Consider the following 17,452-nt stretch of genomic DNA (forward strand, 5'->3'; position numbering starts at 1 on the left):
TGTCAGACCTCGCCGACGACTTCGATGGCGATCGCTTGCGCCTCAGGTACCGGGGGGGCCAGAACGTTCAGCGCGAGGGGGAGCGAGCGGAACCGCAGCGGGCCCTGCAGCATCTCGACTTCGCCATCGAGCATCGCCCGTACGCCGCGCCTCTGTGTCCGGATCACCACCGAGCGCACGTTCTCGATCTCGAGCACCTGATCGTTGCGCCACGATCCGATCAGCATGCCGAAGCCGAGCCGCAACGCATCGAGGGGACTCAGGTGGCGGAGCAGGTAAAGGCTCAGCGTCCCCTCGTCGAGACGGGCGCGCGAAAAGACCTTCCCGGGCCCTTCAGCGTAGTCGTTGTTGGCGACCGCTATCGACTGCACACGCTCGATATGGGGCTCACCTTTGCCGGGCGTGATTTCTGCAGCGAAGCGCCTGACGCGCGAGAGCCGATAGAAGAAGTGGCTGAGGAAGCCGAGCAGAGCGCCGAGATCCTTCCGTCCGCGCAGCTGCTCACGCGCCGCGGCGATACCGGGGACCGCCCCGATGACGACCTTGTGCAGGAAGACGCGGCCGTTGACCTCGCCGACATCGATGCGGCGCGGCGCCATGTCCGGGTACCCCGCGAACCATGCATCGAGATCGAGCGGAATGGCGAGGTCGCGGGCAAGGAGGTTGGCCGTGCCGAGCGGGATCACGGCGAGCGTCTTGCCGGACTGGATTGCGGCTTCGGCGAGGGCAGTGACCGTGCCGTCGCCGCCGGCCGCGACGAGGATCGGGGCGGCGGCGCTGCGAGCTGTCTGCATCCGTTCGGCGAAGGGGCGCGACTTGTCCGCATCCATGCTGACGACATGACCCAGCGCGGCGAAGCGCTCGATCAATTGCTCCGGCCGCAAACTGGCGCTCGCGGCAGTGCCGGAGCTGGAATTGAAGACGATATGATGGGATGTTTGCAGCACAGGTGACGTCCCCAGTGCGTGTGTAACGGGTGGGACGTCTTTTGGTTCGCCGCGACGAACCCCCTATCGTGGCCAAGCGTTGTAATTCATCCAGATGGAGAGAGTTGTTCATGGCGACTGCGTCTGCCGCCCACCCTCGTCGCGCATCCTACGTCCTGGCGGGCATGGCCGCCTTGCTGCTATGGGGCTTCGGGTTCGTCGCCGACGAGGTGCTCGAAGGCGACACGGTAGCGTTCGACCAGGCCGTGACCTCGGCCTTCCGCGAACCCGGCTCACTCGATGATCCCTGGGGGCCGACCTGGTTGGAAGAGGCCATGCGCGATGTGACCGCGCTGGGCAGCTTCACCATTCTTGGCTTCATCCTCCTCGTCACCGTGCTGTTCCTGGCGCTTTCCGGAAAGGGGCGGACAGCAGTGTTCGTAGCCGTATCGGTCATCGGCGGAACGATTGCCTCAACCGGGCTCAAGATGCTTTTCGACAGGCCTAGACCCGACGTGGAGGCCGCTACGCGCGTCTTCACCGCGAGCTTTCCCAGCGGACATGCCACGGTTTCGGCGGTGGTCTTTCTCACGCTCGGCCTGCTGCTGGCCGAGGCGATGACCGATCGGCGGCTCAAGATCTATTTCATCGTGCTGGGAGTTTTCGTGACGCTCTGCGTCGGGATTTCGCGCATTTACATCGGAGTGCACTATCCAACCGACGTGCTGGCCGGCTGGTCACTTGGAGCGGCCTGGGCGCTTATCTGTTGGGCCGGCTACTCGCTGCTGTTCGGGCACGATCGGGGCAAGACCGATACGTGAGGGAGGCGCCGGTGGGCCGGCGCCTCCGAGTGTGGGGCGATTACTTCGCAGCGGCTTCGATCACGCTGGCGACTTCCTCGGCGTGCGAGACGAGGCCGGAGTGGCTGGCGGCGATCTCGGTGACCGTGGCGTTGATGCGGCCCGAGAAGAAGCGCTGGGCATCGGGCGGGAGCACCAGGTCGTTGGCCGTCACGACGTAGAAGTTCGGCTTGTCGTGCCAGGCGGCGACCACGGCTTCGGCGTCGAAGTTGGCCGGGTTCGAGGGTAGCTGGCGGGCCGCCATCGCCTCGGCTTCGGCCACCGGCACATCACCGGCGAACACGGCCGGGAACTGCGCGGGGTCGATGATCAGGCCACCCTCTGCGTTCGGCCGGATCGCCTTCACGCCTTCGCTCGGGGCGCCGCCGGCCAGGAGCTTGTTCAGGGACTCACCCTTGTCCGGCGCAAAGGCCGAGACATAGACCAGCGACTTGACCTTCTGGTCATTGCCGGCCTCGCCAATCACCACGCCACCCCAGGAATGGGCAACGAGGACAGTCGGCCCGTCCTGGGCATCGAGCGCCGCCTTGGTGGCAGCGACGTCGTCGGCCAGCGAGGTCAGGGGGTTGGCGACCTGGGTCACCTTGTAGCCCTTGGCCGAGAGGATCTGCGCGACCTTGTCCCAGCTGGTCTCATCGGCGAAAGCGCCGTGGACGAGCACAATATTCTTGGCCGGCTCCTGGGCGAGGGCGGCACCACCAGCACCGACAGCAGCGGCACTGAACACGAGGGCGGAAAGAATGGACTTCATTTTCATCTCCATGATTTGGTGACGAGGCTGGACGATCTGCAAAGTCGATTCCCTGATGGCTTGCGCCTCGTCGGTGGAACCAGCTCTTGCGTTTCGGCCTGGGATTGTTGAACTTCCCCGTCAGCGATGGGCTAGAGATAGCGAGCCAACCGATGAACGACCATGATCGCGCCTCCAGACCTCTTGCTCTGGAATCCGAAGCGACTTTCCCGATGATGGCGTCGCGCGTCGACCTGCTGTCGCAGGTGCTGACGCTGATCCGGCTGCGCGGCGAGCTGATCTTCTCGGCCGATCTCACGGCGCCATGGGCGCTGCAGTTCGAGCCCGGTTCCGCCTATTTCCACGTCGTGTCGGAAGGCGAGGTCGAGGTCACGGCAAGTGACGGCAAGCGCGTCCGAGCCGAGGCGGGCGACCTGATCGTCCTGCCGCAGGGCAGGGGGCACGCGATCGGCGTCGGCGGCGGTAAGCCGGTCTCGGCGCGCGAGGTGCTCGAAGCGCAGGTGCGCGACGAGCGGCTGGCGATCCGGCTGGGCGGCAATGGGGCTCTCACGCGGCTGGTGATCGGCGCCTTCCGCTTCGAGGGCGACAACATGCCGACCATGCTGGCGGTGCTGCCCTCGTTGATCCATATCCCGCACTCGATGCGAACCGAGGACACCGGCTGGCTCGAGGGGCTCTCCTACTTCCTCCTCGCCGAGGCGCAGGAGCCGCATCCTGGCGCCGCGCTGATGATCTCGCGCCTGATCGACGTGTTGGTGATCCGGGCGATGCGCGTCTGGGTGCGCACCGCCCCGCCCGAGAACAAGGGCTGGCTCGGGGCGCTGGCGGACGTCCGCATCAGCCGGGCGCTGAAGACCATCCACGACGAGCCGTTCCGGCAGCGGACGGTGGCCGAACTGGCCGGCATCGCCGGCATGTCACGCTCCAGCTTCGCCGACCGTTTCGCCACGCTGATCGGCGCCGCGCCCCTGCACTACCAGACCCGCTGGCGGCTGCTACTGGCCAACGAAATGCTGAAGGGACCGGACAAGCGTGTCGGCGAGGTGGCGCGCCGCGTGGGGTATGATTCCGACGCAGCCTTCAGCCGAGCCTTCAAGGCGCAGTTCGGCTATCCGCCGGCATTGGCCAAGCAGGGTGATCGAGGGTAGCGCCGCCAATTCAGGCGACGCCGAGCTTGCCGGGGCCGCCGCCGCTTCGCGTCGCTCCGTTTCAACCCGGGATCTGGACGTCGTCATCCTGCCCAAAGCACGGGTCCTTCGACACGTCGAAGGCGTCAGCGGTGTCATCCACTACTGTCATGCAGTCCCCGCCGTCGCCTGTCGGCATGAGCGACTTGGTCTCGGGCGGATTGTTGCTCGGCAGGCAGTACTGTGCGTGGATGTCCGGCGCCGAGATAAGGACGCCTGCGCAATCGATGAAGTGCTGCCACGGATCGACGCTCTGTGGCGTGATGGTCTGTGAACTCGCCGATCCGGAAAGGATCAGTAAGCTGGCTGCAGCAAGCGCTGCAAAAATGTGCGTCGGACGCACTGTTGTCTTCCGGCCGGCCTTGGTCGAGACTGCTTTCATGGCGTGATCTCCTCAAGAACGATTGACCACGGTCATCTAATCACTTCGCGCAGTTGCCGCACAGCGCGAAACGACTTGCCGGCATCACATCCTCCACCCGCGCGCGCCCTCGGCGAGTTCGCGATAGAGCAGCAGTGCGGACAGGCAGTGCTGGGTGGAGTCGATCCGTGTCCTGAGCGTGTAGGCGCCGTTGAGGAACGCTCCGGCGAAATTGGCGAGCTTGGCATCCTCGTAGGAGCGGCCGGGGCCGAAATCGAGCCGCTGGCTGCCGGACAGTTGCAGGTCCAGCGCCTCGGTCAGCCCTGGCACGGCCTTGTCCAGCACCTCCGCCGTCAGGGCGTCGTTGCCATGCTGCCGGAGCGCGCCAGCGGCGGCAATGAGGCCCTCGAGCGCGGCACAGCGGTTGCCGCGCATCTCGTTGGCCGGCATCCGGTTCCGGACGTAGTCCGTCACGAAGCTGGCGATGAAGTCGAGATAGCGCGCGTCCCCCGTGGTGGAGAGCCGCTGCGCCGCGGCCATCAGGCCCCAGTGGGCGAACTGGTTGTCGGGCGTTTCGAGATATTTCACCATCACGCGGTCCTCGAGGCGCTGGAGCAGCGGGCCCAGGGCCGGTTCTTCCGCAGCAAGGTCGGCATAGTGCGCGAGGGCCAGCCAGGTCTCGCCGGTTGCGTAGGAATCCTCGTCGGTCTCGCCCACGTTCTGTGCGATGCCGCCGGCCGGCACTTGCTGGGCCGCGAGCCCCTTCAGCCAGCCGAGCCGCAGGTCGGGCCGGAAGTCGCGGCCGATAGCGCGGCTGTGGAACAGTTCGGCCAGCAATGCGAGGGCCGTGCCGCCGGCGCGCGCGCCTTCGCGTGTGCGGTCCTCCGAGACCATCAGCCCGTCGCCTTGCGCGACCGATTGCGCGGCGTAATAGCCGATGGCCCTTGCAGCTGGCTCGATAAAGGCAGACAGGCCGCTGGCCGCGAGAAACTGGTTGAGCACGAAGCCGGCTCCGGCCTGGCGCACGACATTGTCCGCCGGCAGGAAGCGGGAGGCGAGGAAGTCGAACTCATAGAGGAAGCGGCCATCGGCGCCTTCCACGGCCACGAGGTAGCGCGCTGCTGCCTCGGCGCGCCGCTCGATCCCGGCGCGGTCGAGGTCGGCCGCAGCGGCCAGCGTGCACAGCAGGCCCACCGAAACGGCGGCGATCAGGCGGAGCATGGCGCGCATCTCGAACTCCTTGCTGGCCGGAACAGTCTCCGGACGCCCGACCCCACGCGCATCCGGCCTGGGCTGCTAGTCCTCGGGCTTGGCGAGGTCGCGCTGCTTCATCAGGAAGGCGACGCCCGAGGTGTAGCGGTCGTGCATCCGGCTGAAGCGGTTGAGCGTGTCCTTGGGCACGCCGAGTTCGATCAGCTCGGCGTGGATGGCCTTGAGGCTCTTTTCCATCTCGTCCATCTCGACGAACATCTGGTCGATCTGTTCGCGCGACAGCCGCACCATCGTTGCCATAGCCGCCTCCTCGTGGCTGTTGCAGATGTGCTGGAGGAGTGTGCCACGCCGGCGCGTGGCCGTCGACCTCAGGCGACAGCTTGCCCGGCGAGGTAGTGGCGCCATGGGTCGGACGAGACGAGCTCCCAGTCCGGGGCCGGCGTGCGTTCGCGCGGCGCGGAGCGCAGGTGCTCGACCAGCAGCAGCGCATCGGCGGACTTCGCCCCCACGCGCGCCTCGCGATAGCCCGGAGCGAGTTCGGGCAGCCCGGCGGTCAGCGTCAGTGCTTCGACCGTCCGGTCGGCGAAGTAGATCGAACGCGCGGCGGCGAGCAGCGCTTCCGCCTCGCCGGTGCTCGCGAGGCGCGCCTGCCGCATGGCCTCGAGCGTCGCTTCAACATCGACCAGCGGTTCGGTGAGCGGCATGAAGTCGAGCTCGGCCGGGGCGTGGACGAGGCAGACATCGGCATCTTCTATGCGCGAGCCAGCGGCGTAGCTGGTGGCGATGCTGCCGATCACTTCCATGCCGAACGGCGCACATTCGACGGCTCGCAGCGCACCGAGCGATGCCGCGCCCATGACGCGGACGCCGGATTTCAGCGCGAACAGAATCTCCTTGTGCCAGACCGAGGGCACGAAGCCGAACACGCCGTCGATCAGTCCGATCGCCTCGGCGCCCTCGACGACGGCGCGGTGGATGTCACCCTGCCGGGCCGGCGGGCGGACATCGAGACCCGTACGATCGTAGCTGACGCCCCAGAGCGAGGGACCGGCGAACAGGACTTTCACATGAACCCCAGCATGGCGGCGGTCGCCCGGTTGCCCGGACGCCAGTTGCGGTTGGTCAGCCGGTCTTCGAGGCCCGGGACGAACACCTTGGCGACATGGATGCCCATCGCCTCGCCGCCGATCGGGATGACGATGGTGCGGTTGAGGCCGGCGCGGGCGAGGCCGGCCCGTAGCGCGAGCAGCAGGCCCTCCTCCGAGGCCGGCGCGGGGAGACCCAGCGGCGCCGGCCGTCCTGAAGCGCCGATGTCGGTCAGCACGGCGATCGATCGGCTCAGTTGCTGCTCGTACTCGTTCTCGACGATGTCGTCGCGGGCGCCGGCGATATTGGTGATGCGCGTCTGTGCTGCCTCGACGATGGCTCGGCGGGCGGCGACGGCGGCGATGGGGTGGCAGCTCGCCCCGGTGGCCGCGTCGAAATGCCGGTCGGCGCCATCTTCGGGCGAAAGCACGGCGTAGATGGTGGGCAGCCCGGTATTGCTGGTCTGGTCGTAAAGCCGCAGCCGGAACCCGGCCTCGCTGATCCTGAACTCCAGCGCCTCGACATCGGCATCCTCGAAGGCGGCCGGAGCGACGGCGGTCGCGGCGGCCGCGGCGTCGGACTTGAACCCCCAGAGACACACGGCGTCGCGCTCGATGACCTCGCAGAGCGCGTGGATCAGTGCTCCGGTCAGGCTGGTGCCGGCGGCGATGCCGTTGGTGGATTGCGCGATGCCGGGGAGGTCGGCGGGCGACGGCCCGAGCACCACGGCGTCATACGGCACCAGGACCGGGGCTCCGGTTTCGAGCGCGAAGCCCTCGATCCAGCGCAGCGGCAGATGCGGATCGATGACCGCGCCGCGCGGCAGGAGGTTGGTCACGTCCATCGTCGCCAGCCCGGTGGCCTCGATCTCGGCGAGGCTCTGCGTGCGCTGCACGCCCTGCGGCGCTTCGGCGAACGCATATTCCGCCGCTTCCATCACGGCCGAGATCTGAGCCGAAATATCGTCGAGACCCTTGCCCTGGTGGCTGGCGATGGTCGCGGAATTAGGCCGGATGGCGGCGTAGCAGGGGATGCCGATACGATCGAGCCCCGTCTGGCGGGCGAGGCGGGTGATCCCCAGTTCGGCGAAATGAGACGATAAATCCCGCAGCAGCGCCGCGGGATTTCTGGTGCCGCCGACGGCCGGAGCCGCCGGACGGGAAATCGGGTCCCCGAGCAAGTCGTGCTCTTGGATTACTTGGCGTGGAAGTGCCAGACGGCCGAGCCGTCGTCGCGCTGGCCAGCGGCCACGGCGATGTCGATACCGTCAACGATCGTGTTGCCCGCGGCAAGCGCCGAGCGAACGTTGGAGGGGACCACGGTGGACTGGTCCACGGGGGTCACGGTCATCAGCTGGGTGTCGACCACGAGCAGCTGCGACGAGTCTTTCTGTCCGATAATGACGTAGCGCATAAGTGTATCTCCTTTGCGGCCTACTTAAATCCGGCCTTTCGCAACGCCTCTATATACAGATCAACATCCGCAGGATCGCGCTGTGGCATACGGGATACCCAACGGGCGGTTGTAAAATCGGGCTGCAATTTAAGCGCTTGCAACCGATATCGCCGCGCCAGTTCCGGCTGGTCGGCCATGGCGGCCGCCGCAGCCATAAGTCGGAAGGCCGGCTCCGGGTTCCGCATCTGATTGAGGTGACGCAGCGCCTCTTCCCAGCGCCCCCTGAAGAAATTGATGCCGCCCAGCGTCCATAGGTATTCATCCGGAGGCATGGGGTTGAGCCGCACCGCGGCCTCGATCTTTTCCTGCGCGGCCGCGAAGTCCGAGTTGTGGACAAGCGTGTCGGCAAAGTCGGCCAGCACGTCGGCATGGTTGGGCGCGAGGTCTGCGGCCATCGCCATGTGGACTAGGCTCTGATCGAGGTCGCGATCGAACAGGGCGACGCGGCCCAGTTCGCGATAGGCCGTGCCATCGTTGGGGTCGATCGAGACGGCGCGTTCGGCGTGGAGTTTGGCCTTGTCGAGCAGCGTCCGGTCGGAGCCGGCGCGCAGCACCCACTCGACCACGTAGGAGCGGGCCAGCGCGCTCTCGATCGAGGCCTGGCCGGGCTCGATGTCGCGCGCGATCCGCAGCGACTTCCGGCCGCGGCGGATCTTGGGCAGGTCGAACGAGCGGAGGTTGTGCCGGCCGGCCAGGTAGTGGGCATAGGCGTTGGCGTCGCGCTGGGTGCGCTCGCGCTGCAGTTCCGCCGTTTCGATCGAGTCGGCGAGGGCGCGGGCGACGCCGTTAGTGAAGTCCCAGTAGGCCTCGGGCGCGGTGAGCGTCGAGAAGGCGAACTTGTCGGCCCAGACGATCTCGCGGCCGGCGGCGCGCACCAGGCGGATGGCGAGCGACAGCCCGTCGCTGGCGAAGCTCGGCGCTATGCGACTTTCCACGGCGTAGTCGATCTGGTGCGAGCGGACTTCGTCGAGGGCCGAGAACGGGTCGATCTGCCAGGCGGTGTGCGGCGCGATGACCGACACGGTCTTCAGGCGCGACAGGCCGATGATGACGTCTTCGACCAGCGCCGGCGCCAGGTGCTTGGGGATGCTCGCCTGCTTGAAATCCTGCAGCGGCGGCAAAAGCACGACGCGAGGAATGAAGCTGGGGCGTGCCGCCTCTTCGACGTATTCCGGATTGTCGGTCCGCCGCCGCTGCGGCACCGCGGGGACCGGAGTCTCGGTCTCCTGCCCGATCAGGTCGGCGGTTTCGGCCGCCGGCTCGAGCCCGAGGCCGTGTCGCAGGCGGTTGCGGAAGGCGGCGTAGGCGGCGCGGGCGCCACTCTCGTTGCCATCGGCGCGGAAGAGTTCGATCGTGGCCCGGCAAACCACATCCGAATAGGGCAGGCGTTCGGCCAGCCGGTGGAGGCCCGCATGTCCTGCCCTGCCGCCAAGCCGCAGCGCTGCCTCGGTGGCCTGCGTCGCGAACTGGTTCTCGATTCGCGTGCGCTCGAGCGACAGCCACTGGCCGAGCTCGCTGCCCATGCCGTCGACGCCGGTGAGGAGTTCGCCGCGATAGTAATCGATCAGCCGCTCCAGCTCCTCCGGTTCGGTGGCGGCGCGGATGCGGCCGATCTCGCGCAGGTCGAGGGTGATATCGCGGTTGAGTTCGATTTCGGTGGCGTCGGCCTCGAACAGGGTGAAGTTGTGCTTCGCTTCGAGGTCGCGGGTATGTAGCAGGGTCTGGCGCAGATTGGTCATCGCCTGCTCGGCCGAGCTATCTTCCCAGATCTTTTCGGCAAGCGTCGAGCGCCGCGTCCGATTCGAGAACTCTAGATAGAGCACGGCCGCGAGCGCATAGGCTTTCTGGCGCAGCTTGACTGCCGAGCCGTCCGGCAGGCGGAGGACCGGGCTCCCCAAAAGCTGCAGCGAAACCGTTCCAGACATGAAAGTGATCGGCAATTCTCAGTTGTTCCGAGGATTTGGTGGAAGTTTACTTGACGAAGTAAAGGCCAAAGCGTAGCGACATAACGGCTAGATAACGCGTTGAAGTAAGCTACGCCAATGCGCCTGCCTAGCAAAATAACCGTAGGTGACGGCGGTGGGTGGGCCGCAGTCTCGCGTACTTAGGACCCGAAACCTAGGCAACAATATAGAGGGAAATATGGAATCAGGATCGTCGAACGCAGCAGCGGCGGCAGCTTCGGAAGCACGGAGTTCACATCTGGTCGAACTCAGCGCTGACATTGTTAGTGCGTATGTGAGCCACAACGCACTCAGCGCCAGCGACATTGGCAAGTTGATTGCCAGCGTTCACACGGCGCTGATGGGACTGAGCGGTGCATCCGAGCCCGAGGAAGTAGTCGAACTGAAACCGGCTGTGCCGATCAAGAAGTCGATTACGCCTGAATACTTGATCTGTCTTGAAGACGGAAAGAAGTTCAAGTCACTGAAACGTCATCTTCGCACGGAATACGACATGTCTCCGGAGGAATACCGCGCGAAATGGGGGCTGCCGCCAGACTATCCGATGGTAGCGCCGACTTATTCCGAGGCCCGCTCACGCCTGGCCAAGACCATCGGCCTGGGCCGTAAGCCCAAGACGCCATCAGGTCGCGGCCGCGCCAAGGTTCCGGCCTGATCGAGCCAACCATCGTGCGGCGACGTCCGCCGATGGTGCCGTAGCGACGCGAAACGTCCGCGCGGGCATGACAAATCAACTGCTCCCTCCGTTGCAGGGAGGGGGCAGTTGAAGACACAGGACCCGAATTTCCTATGCTAGCCGGGATAATAGACCCCGCGCCGTGACGTTGGCGTTACGCAGGAGCTAGGACTGGCGGGCTTGCAGCTTGCGGATGAAGTCCTGGAGGATCGGGTTGCGCCTGACATGGGTGACGAGCATCTATCGGTGCGGCCTCTTGGTACGCAGCCGGGAGCGGGCTTGCCACTGCAACCGAAAGCTCATCCGATCTAGGGCAGCACGGAGTCGTTCCGAACGAACATGAGGTTAGGGTTTATCCACGAGTGAAGCTGGTAGCCGTGGACGGCAAGGAACTGGACGGTGGGGTGAGCGGCGATATTCCCGGCCGTCGCATCGTGCGTCTCAACGAGGATGATGCGCGGCCGGTGACGGCTGAAATCGTTCGATCGCAGGATTTCGATGTCGTAGCCCTCTGCGTCGATGCTGAGGATTTCGACAGGGTAGACCATATCGTTCCGATCAAGGATCGAGGCGAGGGTTTGTACCTTCGTAGGAATGCGCTTCGGCGCGATGCCGGTTTTTGCGGCGGCCGAGGCGGCGGCCTCTTCGCTGAGAGTGTTCCAGACAGAGGGAGACCCGAAGGAGAAGTAGGTCGCCTCTCCAGCAGCCGGGCCGACCGCCACTTCAAGGTTGATGTCTCTGGGGCGGACCTTATCGAACAGCAGCTTCGAGCCTGGAGTGGCGTCCACGTTGATGCATTGCCAGCCGCGCCTGTAGAAGGCGTAGCTATTCGACTGTGCGATTGGGCGATACGCCCCAATGTCCACGAAGCATCCTCGGTCAACCCTTATATTAAGGTCGAATTCCAGCCGGTCATAAAACGACTTTAGGTGTACATCTTCTCCAAACTGAGAATAACTTGTCTTGCGATATCGCAGAGCTGCCAGACGTTCCTTGAACGCACTTTTCAATACCGCTGATATTATGCCCATGATCCTCCCCCAAGGATAAGCGGTGAGAGCGTTGCATTTTCAGAAATACTTAGCAATGGGGACCGAAGGCGCAGGATGTCTGGCAGTCTCCGCTGGTCTGCCTGGTCCTGATTGTGATCTCCGGGAGGCCGTCTTCGACAGCGGGGAGGGATGCGAAGCCAGCGGCCCCTTGCGACACATCCCGCTCACGCTCTTGCACCCACTTGCGCTTTCCGGGGCGTTCCGATATCTCGGCCCTCAGGACACCTTGCCCTAACGCAAGGCTTTCGACCTGGGAGGGTCGCCATGGCTGATTTGCCCCTGACTGCGCCGGCAGTGAAACCGGCTAACCCCAATTTTTCGTCGGGCCCATGTGCCAAGCGTCCTGGTTGGACGGTGAACGTGCTTGCCGACGCGCTCGTCGGCCGCTCGCACCGCGCCAAGCCGGCCAAGCAGCGCATCGAGAAGGCCATCGCGTTGACGCGCGAGCTGCTTGAGGTCCCGGCCGACTACCTGATCGGCATCGTCCCCGCTTCCGATACCGGCGCCGTCGAGATGGCGCTGTGGTCGATGCTCGGCGCCCGTGGCGTCGACATGCTGGCCTGGGAATCGTTCGGCGAGGGCTGGGTCACCGACGTGACCAAGCAGTTGAAGCTGCAGAATGTCCGCACCCTGACCGCGCCCTATGGCGAGCTGCCGGACCTTTCGACCGTCAACTTCAACAACGACGTGGTCTTCACTTGGAACGGCACCACTTCGGGCGTGCGCGTACCGAATGCCGACTGGATCCCCTCGGACCGCAAGGGCCTCACCATCTGCGACGCGACCTCGGCGGCTTTCGCGCAGAAACTCGATTTCGCAAAGCTCGATGTTGTCACCTTCTCCTGGCAGAAGGCGCTGGGCGGTGAAGCCGCGCACGGCATCCTGATCCTCTCGCCCCGCGCCGTCGAACGGCTCGAGACCTTCAAGCCGGATCGCCCGCTGCCCAAGATTTTCCGCATGACCAAGGGCGGCAAGCTCATGGCCGATATCTTCGAGGGCGCCACCATCAACACCGTGTCGATGCTCTGCATCGAGGACGCGGTGGACGCGATGGAGTGGGCCAAGACTGTCGGCGGCTTGAAGGGCATGCAGGCTCGCGCCGATGCCAATGCCAAGGTGCTGGCCGACTGGGTCGCCAAGTCCGACTGGGCCGCGTTCCTCGCCAAGAACGAGGCCGAGCGTTCGAACACCTCGATGTGCCTCGTGATCAAGGATCCGGCGATCACCGCACTCAGCGACGATGCGCAGGCGGCTTTCGCCAAGGCGATCGTGTCCCGCCTCGACAAGGCCGGTGTCGCCTATGACATCGGCGGCTATCGCGACGCGCCTACCGGCCTCCGCATCTGGACCGGCTCGACCATCGACACCGCCAACGTCGAAGCGCTGGTGCCGTGGCTCGACTACGCCTTCGCCGCCGAGAAGGCCGCGCTGGCTCAGGCCGCCGCCTAAGGTTCGAGCCCTCGCCAGCAGCGAGGGTTTATCTCCCGTTATTTTCCATTCATCCGCGTGGCATTCCCGCGGCCAAAGGAGGGCGATATGCCCAAGGTTCTCGTTTCGGACAAGCTGTCGAAGACCGCTGTCCAGATCTTCAAGGACAACAATATCGACGTCGACTACCTGCCCGATCTCGGCAAGGACAAGGACAAGCTGTTCGAAGTCATCGGGCAGTACGACGGTCTCGCGATCCGCTCGGCGACCAAGGTCACCGAGAAAATCCTGAGCGCTGCCAAGAACCTGAAGGTCATCGGCCGCGCCGGCATAGGCGTCGACAATGTCGATATCCCGGCCGCCACCAAGGCCGGCATCATCGTGATGAACACCCCGTTCGGCAACTCGATCACCACCGCCGAGCACGCCATCGCCATGATGTTCGCGCTCGCCCGCCAGCTCCCCGAGGCCGACGCCTCGACCAAGGCATCGAAGTGGGAAAAGAACCGCTTCATGGGCGTCGAAGTCACCAACAAGACTCTCGGCCTGATCGGCGCCGGCAATATCGGCTCGATCGTCGCCGACCGCGCCCAGGGCCTCAAGATGAAGGTCGTGGCGTTCGATCCGTTCCTGACGCCCGAGCGCGCCCAGGCGATCGGTGTCGAGAAGGTGGAGCTGGACGAGCTGCTGAAGCGCGCCGATTTCATCACGCTGCACACGCCGCTGATCGATGCGACGCGTAACATCATCAACGCCGAGGCCATCGCCAAGATGAAGGATGGCGTCCGCATCATCAACTGCGCCCGCGGCGGCCTCGTCGATGAAGCCGCGCTCTACGATGCGCTGAAGTCGGGCAAGGTAGCGGGCGCTGCCTTCGACGTGTTCGTCGAGGAACCCGCCGAGAACAACCCGCTGTTCGAGCTCGCTAACTTCATCGCCACCCCGCATCTCGGCGCCTCGACCACCGAAGCGCAGGAGAACGTGGCGCTGCAGGTGGCCGAGCAGATTTCGGCCTATCTCAACACCGGCGAGATCACCAACGCGCTGAACTTCCCCTCCATCACCGCCGAGGAAGCCCCGCGCCTTACCCCGTGGGTGAAGCTCGCCGAAGCGCTCGGCTCGTTTGCCGGCCAGCTGACCGAAACCTCGATCAAAGGCATCCGCATCGAGTATGAGGGCAATGTGGCTCAGCTCAACACCAAGCCGATGACCGCCGCCGCGATCAATGGTGTGCTGAAGCCGCAGGTGGCCGAGGTGAACATGGTTTCGGCCCCGCAGATCGCCAAGGATCGCGGCATCAACGTCGAGATCATCACCCGCGACCAGCAGGGCGCCTATGAAGGCTATATCCGGCTCACGGTGATCACCGAGCGGCAGGAGCGGGGCGTTGCGGGCACCATCTTCGCCAACGGCAAGCCGCGTATCATCCAGGTCAAGGGCATCAACATGGATGCCGAGCTGACGGCATCGATGCTCTACGTCACCAACGAGGACAAGCCGGGCCATATCGGCCGTCTCGGCACGTTGCTCGGCAGCCTCGGCATCAACATCGCCAACTTCAACCTCGGCCGCGCCGAGGTTGGCGGCGACGCCATCGCGCTGCTCTCGATCGACGGCTCGGTCACCGCCGAACAGCTCAAGGAAATCGCGGCCCTGCCGGGCGTCAAGCAGGCCAAGGCCGTGGCGTTCAACTAGAGCGCTTTCAGGAACGGTTGCAGACTTTTTCGGTTCGAAAGCGCGACAACTCAATAACTTAGAGCGGTACGCCGTTTCAGCGAAACGGTGAAATGCTCTAAGCCGAAACGGGGCGCCGGTGGCAGCAACACCGGCGCCCCTTCTCCGTCCGGGACGGGCGGAACCGTTCACGGTCCCAGCGCGATTGGAGCTCCGCCTTGTCCGGGGGAGTATGCTCAGGCGAGGGCGCGCCGACCTGCCGCAACGAGCCCGGCCTCCTGGAGCAGCGCGAGCGCTCCCACCGCTACCGCCTGGACGATCACGAAGGCGGTGCCGAAGAGGGTCAGCGGGAACAGCCCGGTCGCCAGCACGATGATGCTCCCCACCACCCACAGCGCATTGACGCCGACCACCAGCATCGCCAGCAGCCGCGAGGTCGGTGCGCGCCAGGCGACCCAGCCGACAAAGGCGGCGAAGGCGACGAGGCCGAGGCCCACCGGCAGGCTGAACGCGGCAGGGATGCCGGTGACCTGCGCGAGCATTCCGGCCGCGCCGGCCATCAGCAGGCCGGTGGCTGCCGTTGCCGCGGCGTCGGCGTAGAGGGCAAAGCGAAGAAGGGTGATCTGCATCTGATGTCTCCGTCTCTCAAGTTGACGGCGACACATTTGTACCGTGGCGGTGCCAGGGTCGATTAAGCTCGAGGTAATTGAAACGACGCCACGGTGGGCTAGATACGCGCCATGACCACGCAAGCCATCTCGTCGGATCGTTCGATCGGGGACTACATTCGCGACTGGCGCCAGCATCGGCGCTACAGCCAGCTCGCCCTCGCGCTCGATATCGACCTCAGCCAGAAGCACCTGAGTTTCATCGAAAGCGGCCGGTCCATCCCGAGCCGCGAGGTGGTGCTGCGCATCGCGGCCGGCCTCGGCGTGCCGCTCCGGGTGCGCAACCTGATGCTGCTGGCAGCGGGCTATGCGCCGGTCTATCGCGAGCGCCGGCTCGACCACCCGGACCTGGCTGCGGCGCGTGCCGCTGTCGACCGCGTGCTCAAGGCCTACGAACCGTTTCCGGCCGTGGCGGTGGACCAGCGCTGGAACCTCGTTTCCGCCAATGCCGCCGTTGCACCGCTGTTCGACGCCGTGGAGGACAGGACACTGCTCGAGCCGCCGCTCAACGTGCTCAAGGCGAGCCTGCATCCCCGCGGCATCGGCCGGCTGATTCTCAACTACGAGGAGTGGTCTCGCGACCTGCTGCGCCGCCTCAGCGCCCAGCTCGAAGCGAGCGGCGATCCTGCCATCGCCGAGCTGATGGCTGAACTGCGCGAACTGGCGGGAATCCCGCCGGGCCATGAGGGGCATGACGAGCATGGCGGGGTGTTCGTCCCCTTACGCATCCAGCTGCCCAACGGGGTGGCGAACTTCATCTCGACCACCACAGTGTTCGGCACGCCGACCGAGATCACGCTGTCGGAGCTCGTCATCGAGGCCTTCCTACCGGCGGACGAGGCAACGGCTCGGCTGCTGACGGCCTAGCCTGGCTGCCCCTGCACCCGCGTGTCACAACTAGTTCGGCTTACGTCCGCAGCGGACGGAAGAAGTCGCGCAGGTCCTGCGCCAAAAGCACCGGCTGCTCCATGGCCGGGAAGTGGCCACCGACGTCGAACTCCGTCCAGTGGGCGATCTTCTGCTCGGGGTCGAACAGCAGCCGAACGAGCGGATCGGCGCTGAACACTGCAACGCCGTTGGGCGTCTCGCTTGGCGGAGCCCAGTCCATCGAGCGGAAGGCCTCGTAGAGCGCGGTTGCCGAGCCGGCGCCGGCGCCGCCGTACCAGCAGAAGCTCGCGTGGGTCAGGAACTGCTCGAGATCGACGGCGTCTTCGATTTTGTCCTTTCCGGCATCGGTCCAGGCCGCGAACTTCTCCCCAATCCAGCCGAGCTGGCCGATGGGCGAGTCGTTGAGCGCGTAGCCGATGGTCTTGGGACGGGTCGTCTGGATGGCGATATAGCCCGAACGTGCCGGTGCCGCAGCCAGGAGGGCTTTCACCCGCTCGCGCTGCTCGTCGCTGAGGCGCGGGTTCTGCAGCACCTGCTCGCCCCCCATGAAAGAGGCGACGGCGACGACGCTGTCGAGGTCGGTGCCGACGTGGATGCCCACGGCGCGGCCGGCGGTCATGACGTCGAGCTTGGCGGCAGTGTCTGACCCCATATCGGTGCCGTGCACACCGAAGCGCTCGTAGCCGACCCGGTCGAGCAGCTTCACGACCGCCTCGGCCGTCTTCTTGGTTGTCCACCCGGGCACGTTCGGCGAGGGCGAGAGGCCGAAACCGGGAGAGGTGGGGACGATCAGGTGGAAGGCGTCCTCGGACTGCCCGCCGAAGGCGGTGGGGTTGGTCAGCGGCTCGAACAGCTTCAGATATTCGATCCCCGAGCTCGGCCAGCCATGGCAGAGCACGAGCGGCAGGGCGTTCTCGTGTGGCGAGCGGATATGGAAGGCGTGGACCTGGGCGCCGTCGTGCTCGACCATCACCTGCTCGTAGGCGTTGAGCTTTGCTTCGACGGCCCGCCAATCGAGGTTGTGCCAGGCTTCGGCCAGTTGCCGCAGGTAGCCGCCGGGGATGCCGCGATCCCAGGTCTCGGGCTCGACCTCGACAGGCCAGCGGGCTGCGGCCAGCCTGGCCTTGAGGTCCGCAACTGCTGCTTCGGGGATGGCGATCTGGAAGTCGGTGATATCGGTCATTTCGTTGGCTCCAAATGCAGGGGTGTGAGCGGCGGCGAGAGCGAGCGCTCCGGCGGCTTGAACGAAGGTGCGACGGTTCAT

The 17,452-nt window shown here is 65.5% G+C and carries 18 protein-coding genes; 6 read left to right on the top strand and 12 right to left on the bottom strand.

The features are described 5' to 3' along the window. Positions 1-2: 2 nt before the first annotated feature. Positions 3-947, bottom strand: a complete 945-nt coding sequence (locus ACOYW5_RS20405; RefSeq protein ID WP_423066708.1) for a diacylglycerol/lipid kinase family protein — start codon at positions 945-947, stop codon at positions 3-5. A gap of 110 nt (positions 948-1,057) precedes the next feature. On the opposite strand from ACOYW5_RS20405, the gene ACOYW5_RS20410 reads away from it, so the two are divergent. Continuing rightward, positions 1,058-1,747, top strand: coding sequence for a phosphatase PAP2 family protein (locus ACOYW5_RS20410; protein WP_423066709.1), 690 nt, complete (start codon positions 1,058-1,060; stop codon positions 1,745-1,747). A 40-nt stretch (positions 1,748-1,787) separates the two neighbouring features. On the opposite strand, the gene ACOYW5_RS20415 is transcribed toward ACOYW5_RS20410, so the two are convergent. After that, positions 1,788-2,537, bottom strand: a complete 750-nt coding sequence (locus ACOYW5_RS20415) for an alpha/beta fold hydrolase (protein WP_423066710.1) — start codon at positions 2,535-2,537, stop codon at positions 1,788-1,790. Positions 2,538-2,749: 212 nt separating this feature from the next. On the opposite strand from ACOYW5_RS20415, the gene ACOYW5_RS20420 reads away from it, so the two are divergent. Then, positions 2,750-3,685 (top strand): AraC family transcriptional regulator, encoded by a 936-nt coding sequence (locus ACOYW5_RS20420; protein WP_423066711.1) that lies wholly within the window; start codon positions 2,750-2,752, stop codon positions 3,683-3,685. Positions 3,686-3,746: 61 nt separating this feature from the next. Here the strand turns inward: ACOYW5_RS20420 and ACOYW5_RS20425 are convergent, their stop codons facing one another. The 7 genes from ACOYW5_RS20425 to ACOYW5_RS20455 all read right to left on the bottom strand — a co-directional run bounded on the left by ACOYW5_RS20425 (position 3,747) and on the right by ACOYW5_RS20455 (position 9,778). After that, positions 3,747-4,106 carry a hypothetical protein gene (locus ACOYW5_RS20425; RefSeq protein WP_423066712.1) on the bottom strand — a complete coding sequence of 120 codons (360 nt, stop codon included), beginning with the start codon at positions 4,104-4,106 and terminating at the stop codon, positions 3,747-3,749. An 84-nt stretch (positions 4,107-4,190) separates the two neighbouring features. After that, a complete protein-coding gene (locus ACOYW5_RS20430; protein ID WP_423066713.1) occupies positions 4,191-5,315 on the bottom strand; it encodes a hypothetical protein in 1,125 nt (374 codons plus the stop codon). Between the two features lie 66 nt (positions 5,316-5,381). Then, the gene (locus ACOYW5_RS20435; RefSeq protein ID WP_423066714.1) at positions 5,382-5,597 is read right to left on the bottom strand and encodes a hypothetical protein; all 216 of its coding nucleotides are present in this window, start codon (positions 5,595-5,597) and stop codon (positions 5,382-5,384) included. A gap of 68 nt (positions 5,598-5,665) precedes the next feature. Continuing rightward, positions 5,666-6,364: a TfuA-like protein gene (locus ACOYW5_RS20440; protein ID WP_423066715.1), complete on the bottom strand. Its 699-nt coding sequence runs from the start codon at positions 6,362-6,364 to the stop codon at positions 5,666-5,668. Continuing rightward, the gene (locus tag ACOYW5_RS20445) at positions 6,361-7,563 is read right to left on the bottom strand and encodes a YcaO-like family protein (RefSeq protein ID WP_423066716.1); all 1,203 of its coding nucleotides are present in this window, start codon (positions 7,561-7,563) and stop codon (positions 6,361-6,363) included. Before ACOYW5_RS20445 ends, ACOYW5_RS20440 begins: the two co-directional genes overlap by 4 nt. 14 nt (positions 7,564-7,577) lie before the next feature. Then, a complete protein-coding gene (locus ACOYW5_RS20450; RefSeq protein WP_423066717.1) occupies positions 7,578-7,796 on the bottom strand; it encodes a hypothetical protein in 219 nt (72 codons plus the stop codon). 20 nt (positions 7,797-7,816) lie between these two features. Further along, positions 7,817-9,778, bottom strand: a complete 1,962-nt coding sequence (locus tag ACOYW5_RS20455) for a BTAD domain-containing putative transcriptional regulator (RefSeq protein WP_423066718.1) — start codon at positions 9,776-9,778, stop codon at positions 7,817-7,819. Positions 9,779-9,980: 202 nt separating this feature from the next. Between ACOYW5_RS20455 and ACOYW5_RS20460 the strand changes: the two genes are divergently transcribed. Next, entirely contained in the window at positions 9,981-10,457 is a 477-nt protein-coding gene (locus tag ACOYW5_RS20460) for a MucR family transcriptional regulator (RefSeq protein ID WP_423066719.1), read from the top strand. A 329-nt stretch (positions 10,458-10,786) separates the two neighbouring features. Here ACOYW5_RS20460 and ACOYW5_RS20465 read toward each other — a convergent pair whose 3' ends face one another. Then, complete coding sequence (locus ACOYW5_RS20465; protein WP_423066720.1) at positions 10,787-11,509, bottom strand: FkbM family methyltransferase; 723 nt, start codon at positions 11,507-11,509, stop codon at positions 10,787-10,789. 285 nt (positions 11,510-11,794) lie between these two features. On the opposite strand from ACOYW5_RS20465, the gene ACOYW5_RS20470 reads away from it, so the two are divergent. Both ACOYW5_RS20470 and serA read left to right on the top strand, forming a co-directional pair. Further along, positions 11,795-12,979, top strand: coding sequence for a phosphoserine transaminase (locus tag ACOYW5_RS20470; protein WP_423066721.1), 1,185 nt, complete (start codon positions 11,795-11,797; stop codon positions 12,977-12,979). Positions 12,980-13,066: 87 nt separating this feature from the next. Further along, positions 13,067-14,653 (top strand): phosphoglycerate dehydrogenase, encoded by a 1,587-nt coding sequence (gene serA, locus ACOYW5_RS20475; RefSeq protein WP_423066722.1) that lies wholly within the window; start codon positions 13,067-13,069, stop codon positions 14,651-14,653. A 215-nt stretch (positions 14,654-14,868) separates the two neighbouring features. Here serA and ACOYW5_RS20480 read toward each other — a convergent pair whose 3' ends face one another. Then, positions 14,869-15,261 (bottom strand): hypothetical protein, encoded by a 393-nt coding sequence (locus ACOYW5_RS20480; RefSeq protein ID WP_423066723.1) that lies wholly within the window; start codon positions 15,259-15,261, stop codon positions 14,869-14,871. Positions 15,262-15,372: 111 nt separating this feature from the next. On the opposite strand from ACOYW5_RS20480, the gene ACOYW5_RS20485 reads away from it, so the two are divergent. Beyond that, positions 15,373-16,167, top strand: a complete 795-nt coding sequence (locus tag ACOYW5_RS20485) for a helix-turn-helix domain-containing protein (protein ID WP_423066724.1) — start codon at positions 15,373-15,375, stop codon at positions 16,165-16,167. 40 nt (positions 16,168-16,207) lie between these two features. Here the strand turns inward: ACOYW5_RS20485 and ACOYW5_RS20490 are convergent, their stop codons facing one another. Next, positions 16,208-17,371 carry an epoxide hydrolase family protein gene (locus tag ACOYW5_RS20490; protein WP_423066725.1) on the bottom strand — a complete coding sequence of 388 codons (1,164 nt, stop codon included), beginning with the start codon at positions 17,369-17,371 and terminating at the stop codon, positions 16,208-16,210. Positions 17,372-17,452: the final 81 nt, after the last annotated feature.

It is taken from the genome of Devosia sp. CN2-171, from assembly GCF_049354815.1.
In the GTDB taxonomy this organism is placed as follows: domain Bacteria; phylum Pseudomonadota; class Alphaproteobacteria; order Rhizobiales; family Devosiaceae; genus Devosia_A.

Bases quoted from the DNA above. Each gene is read 5' to 3' on its own strand.
- ACOYW5_RS20460 (WP_423066719.1), top strand. From the start codon at position 9,981: ATGGAATCAGGATCGTCGAACGCAGCAGCGGCGGCAGCTTCGGAAGCA.
- ACOYW5_RS20490 (WP_423066725.1), bottom strand. From the start codon at position 17,371: ATGACCGATATCACCGACTTCCAGATCGCCATCCCCGAAGCAGCAGTT.
- ACOYW5_RS20410 (WP_423066709.1), top strand. From the start codon at position 1,058: ATGGCGACTGCGTCTGCCGCCCACCCTCGTCGCGCATCCTACGTCCTG.
- ACOYW5_RS20450 (WP_423066717.1), bottom strand. From the start codon at position 7,796: ATGCGCTACGTCATTATCGGACAGAAAGACTCGTCGCAGCTGCTCGTG.
- ACOYW5_RS20435 (WP_423066714.1), bottom strand. From the start codon at position 5,597: ATGGCAACGATGGTGCGGCTGTCGCGCGAACAGATCGACCAGATGTTC.
- ACOYW5_RS20415 (WP_423066710.1), bottom strand. From the start codon at position 2,537: ATGAAGTCCATTCTTTCCGCCCTCGTGTTCAGTGCCGCTGCTGTCGGT.
- ACOYW5_RS20470 (WP_423066721.1), top strand. From the start codon at position 11,795: ATGGCTGATTTGCCCCTGACTGCGCCGGCAGTGAAACCGGCTAACCCC.
- serA (WP_423066722.1), top strand. From the start codon at position 13,067: ATGCCCAAGGTTCTCGTTTCGGACAAGCTGTCGAAGACCGCTGTCCAG.
- ACOYW5_RS20425 (WP_423066712.1), bottom strand. From the start codon at position 4,106: ATGAAAGCAGTCTCGACCAAGGCCGGCCGGAAGACAACAGTGCGTCCG.
- ACOYW5_RS20485 (WP_423066724.1), top strand. From the start codon at position 15,373: ATGACCACGCAAGCCATCTCGTCGGATCGTTCGATCGGGGACTACATT.
- ACOYW5_RS20480 (WP_423066723.1), bottom strand. From the start codon at position 15,261: ATGCAGATCACCCTTCTTCGCTTTGCCCTCTACGCCGACGCCGCGGCA.
- ACOYW5_RS20430 (WP_423066713.1), bottom strand. From the start codon at position 5,315: ATGCGCGCCATGCTCCGCCTGATCGCCGCCGTTTCGGTGGGCCTGCTG.
- ACOYW5_RS20465 (WP_423066720.1), bottom strand. From the start codon at position 11,509: ATGGGCATAATATCAGCGGTATTGAAAAGTGCGTTCAAGGAACGTCTG.
- ACOYW5_RS20420 (WP_423066711.1), top strand. From the start codon at position 2,750: ATGATGGCGTCGCGCGTCGACCTGCTGTCGCAGGTGCTGACGCTGATC.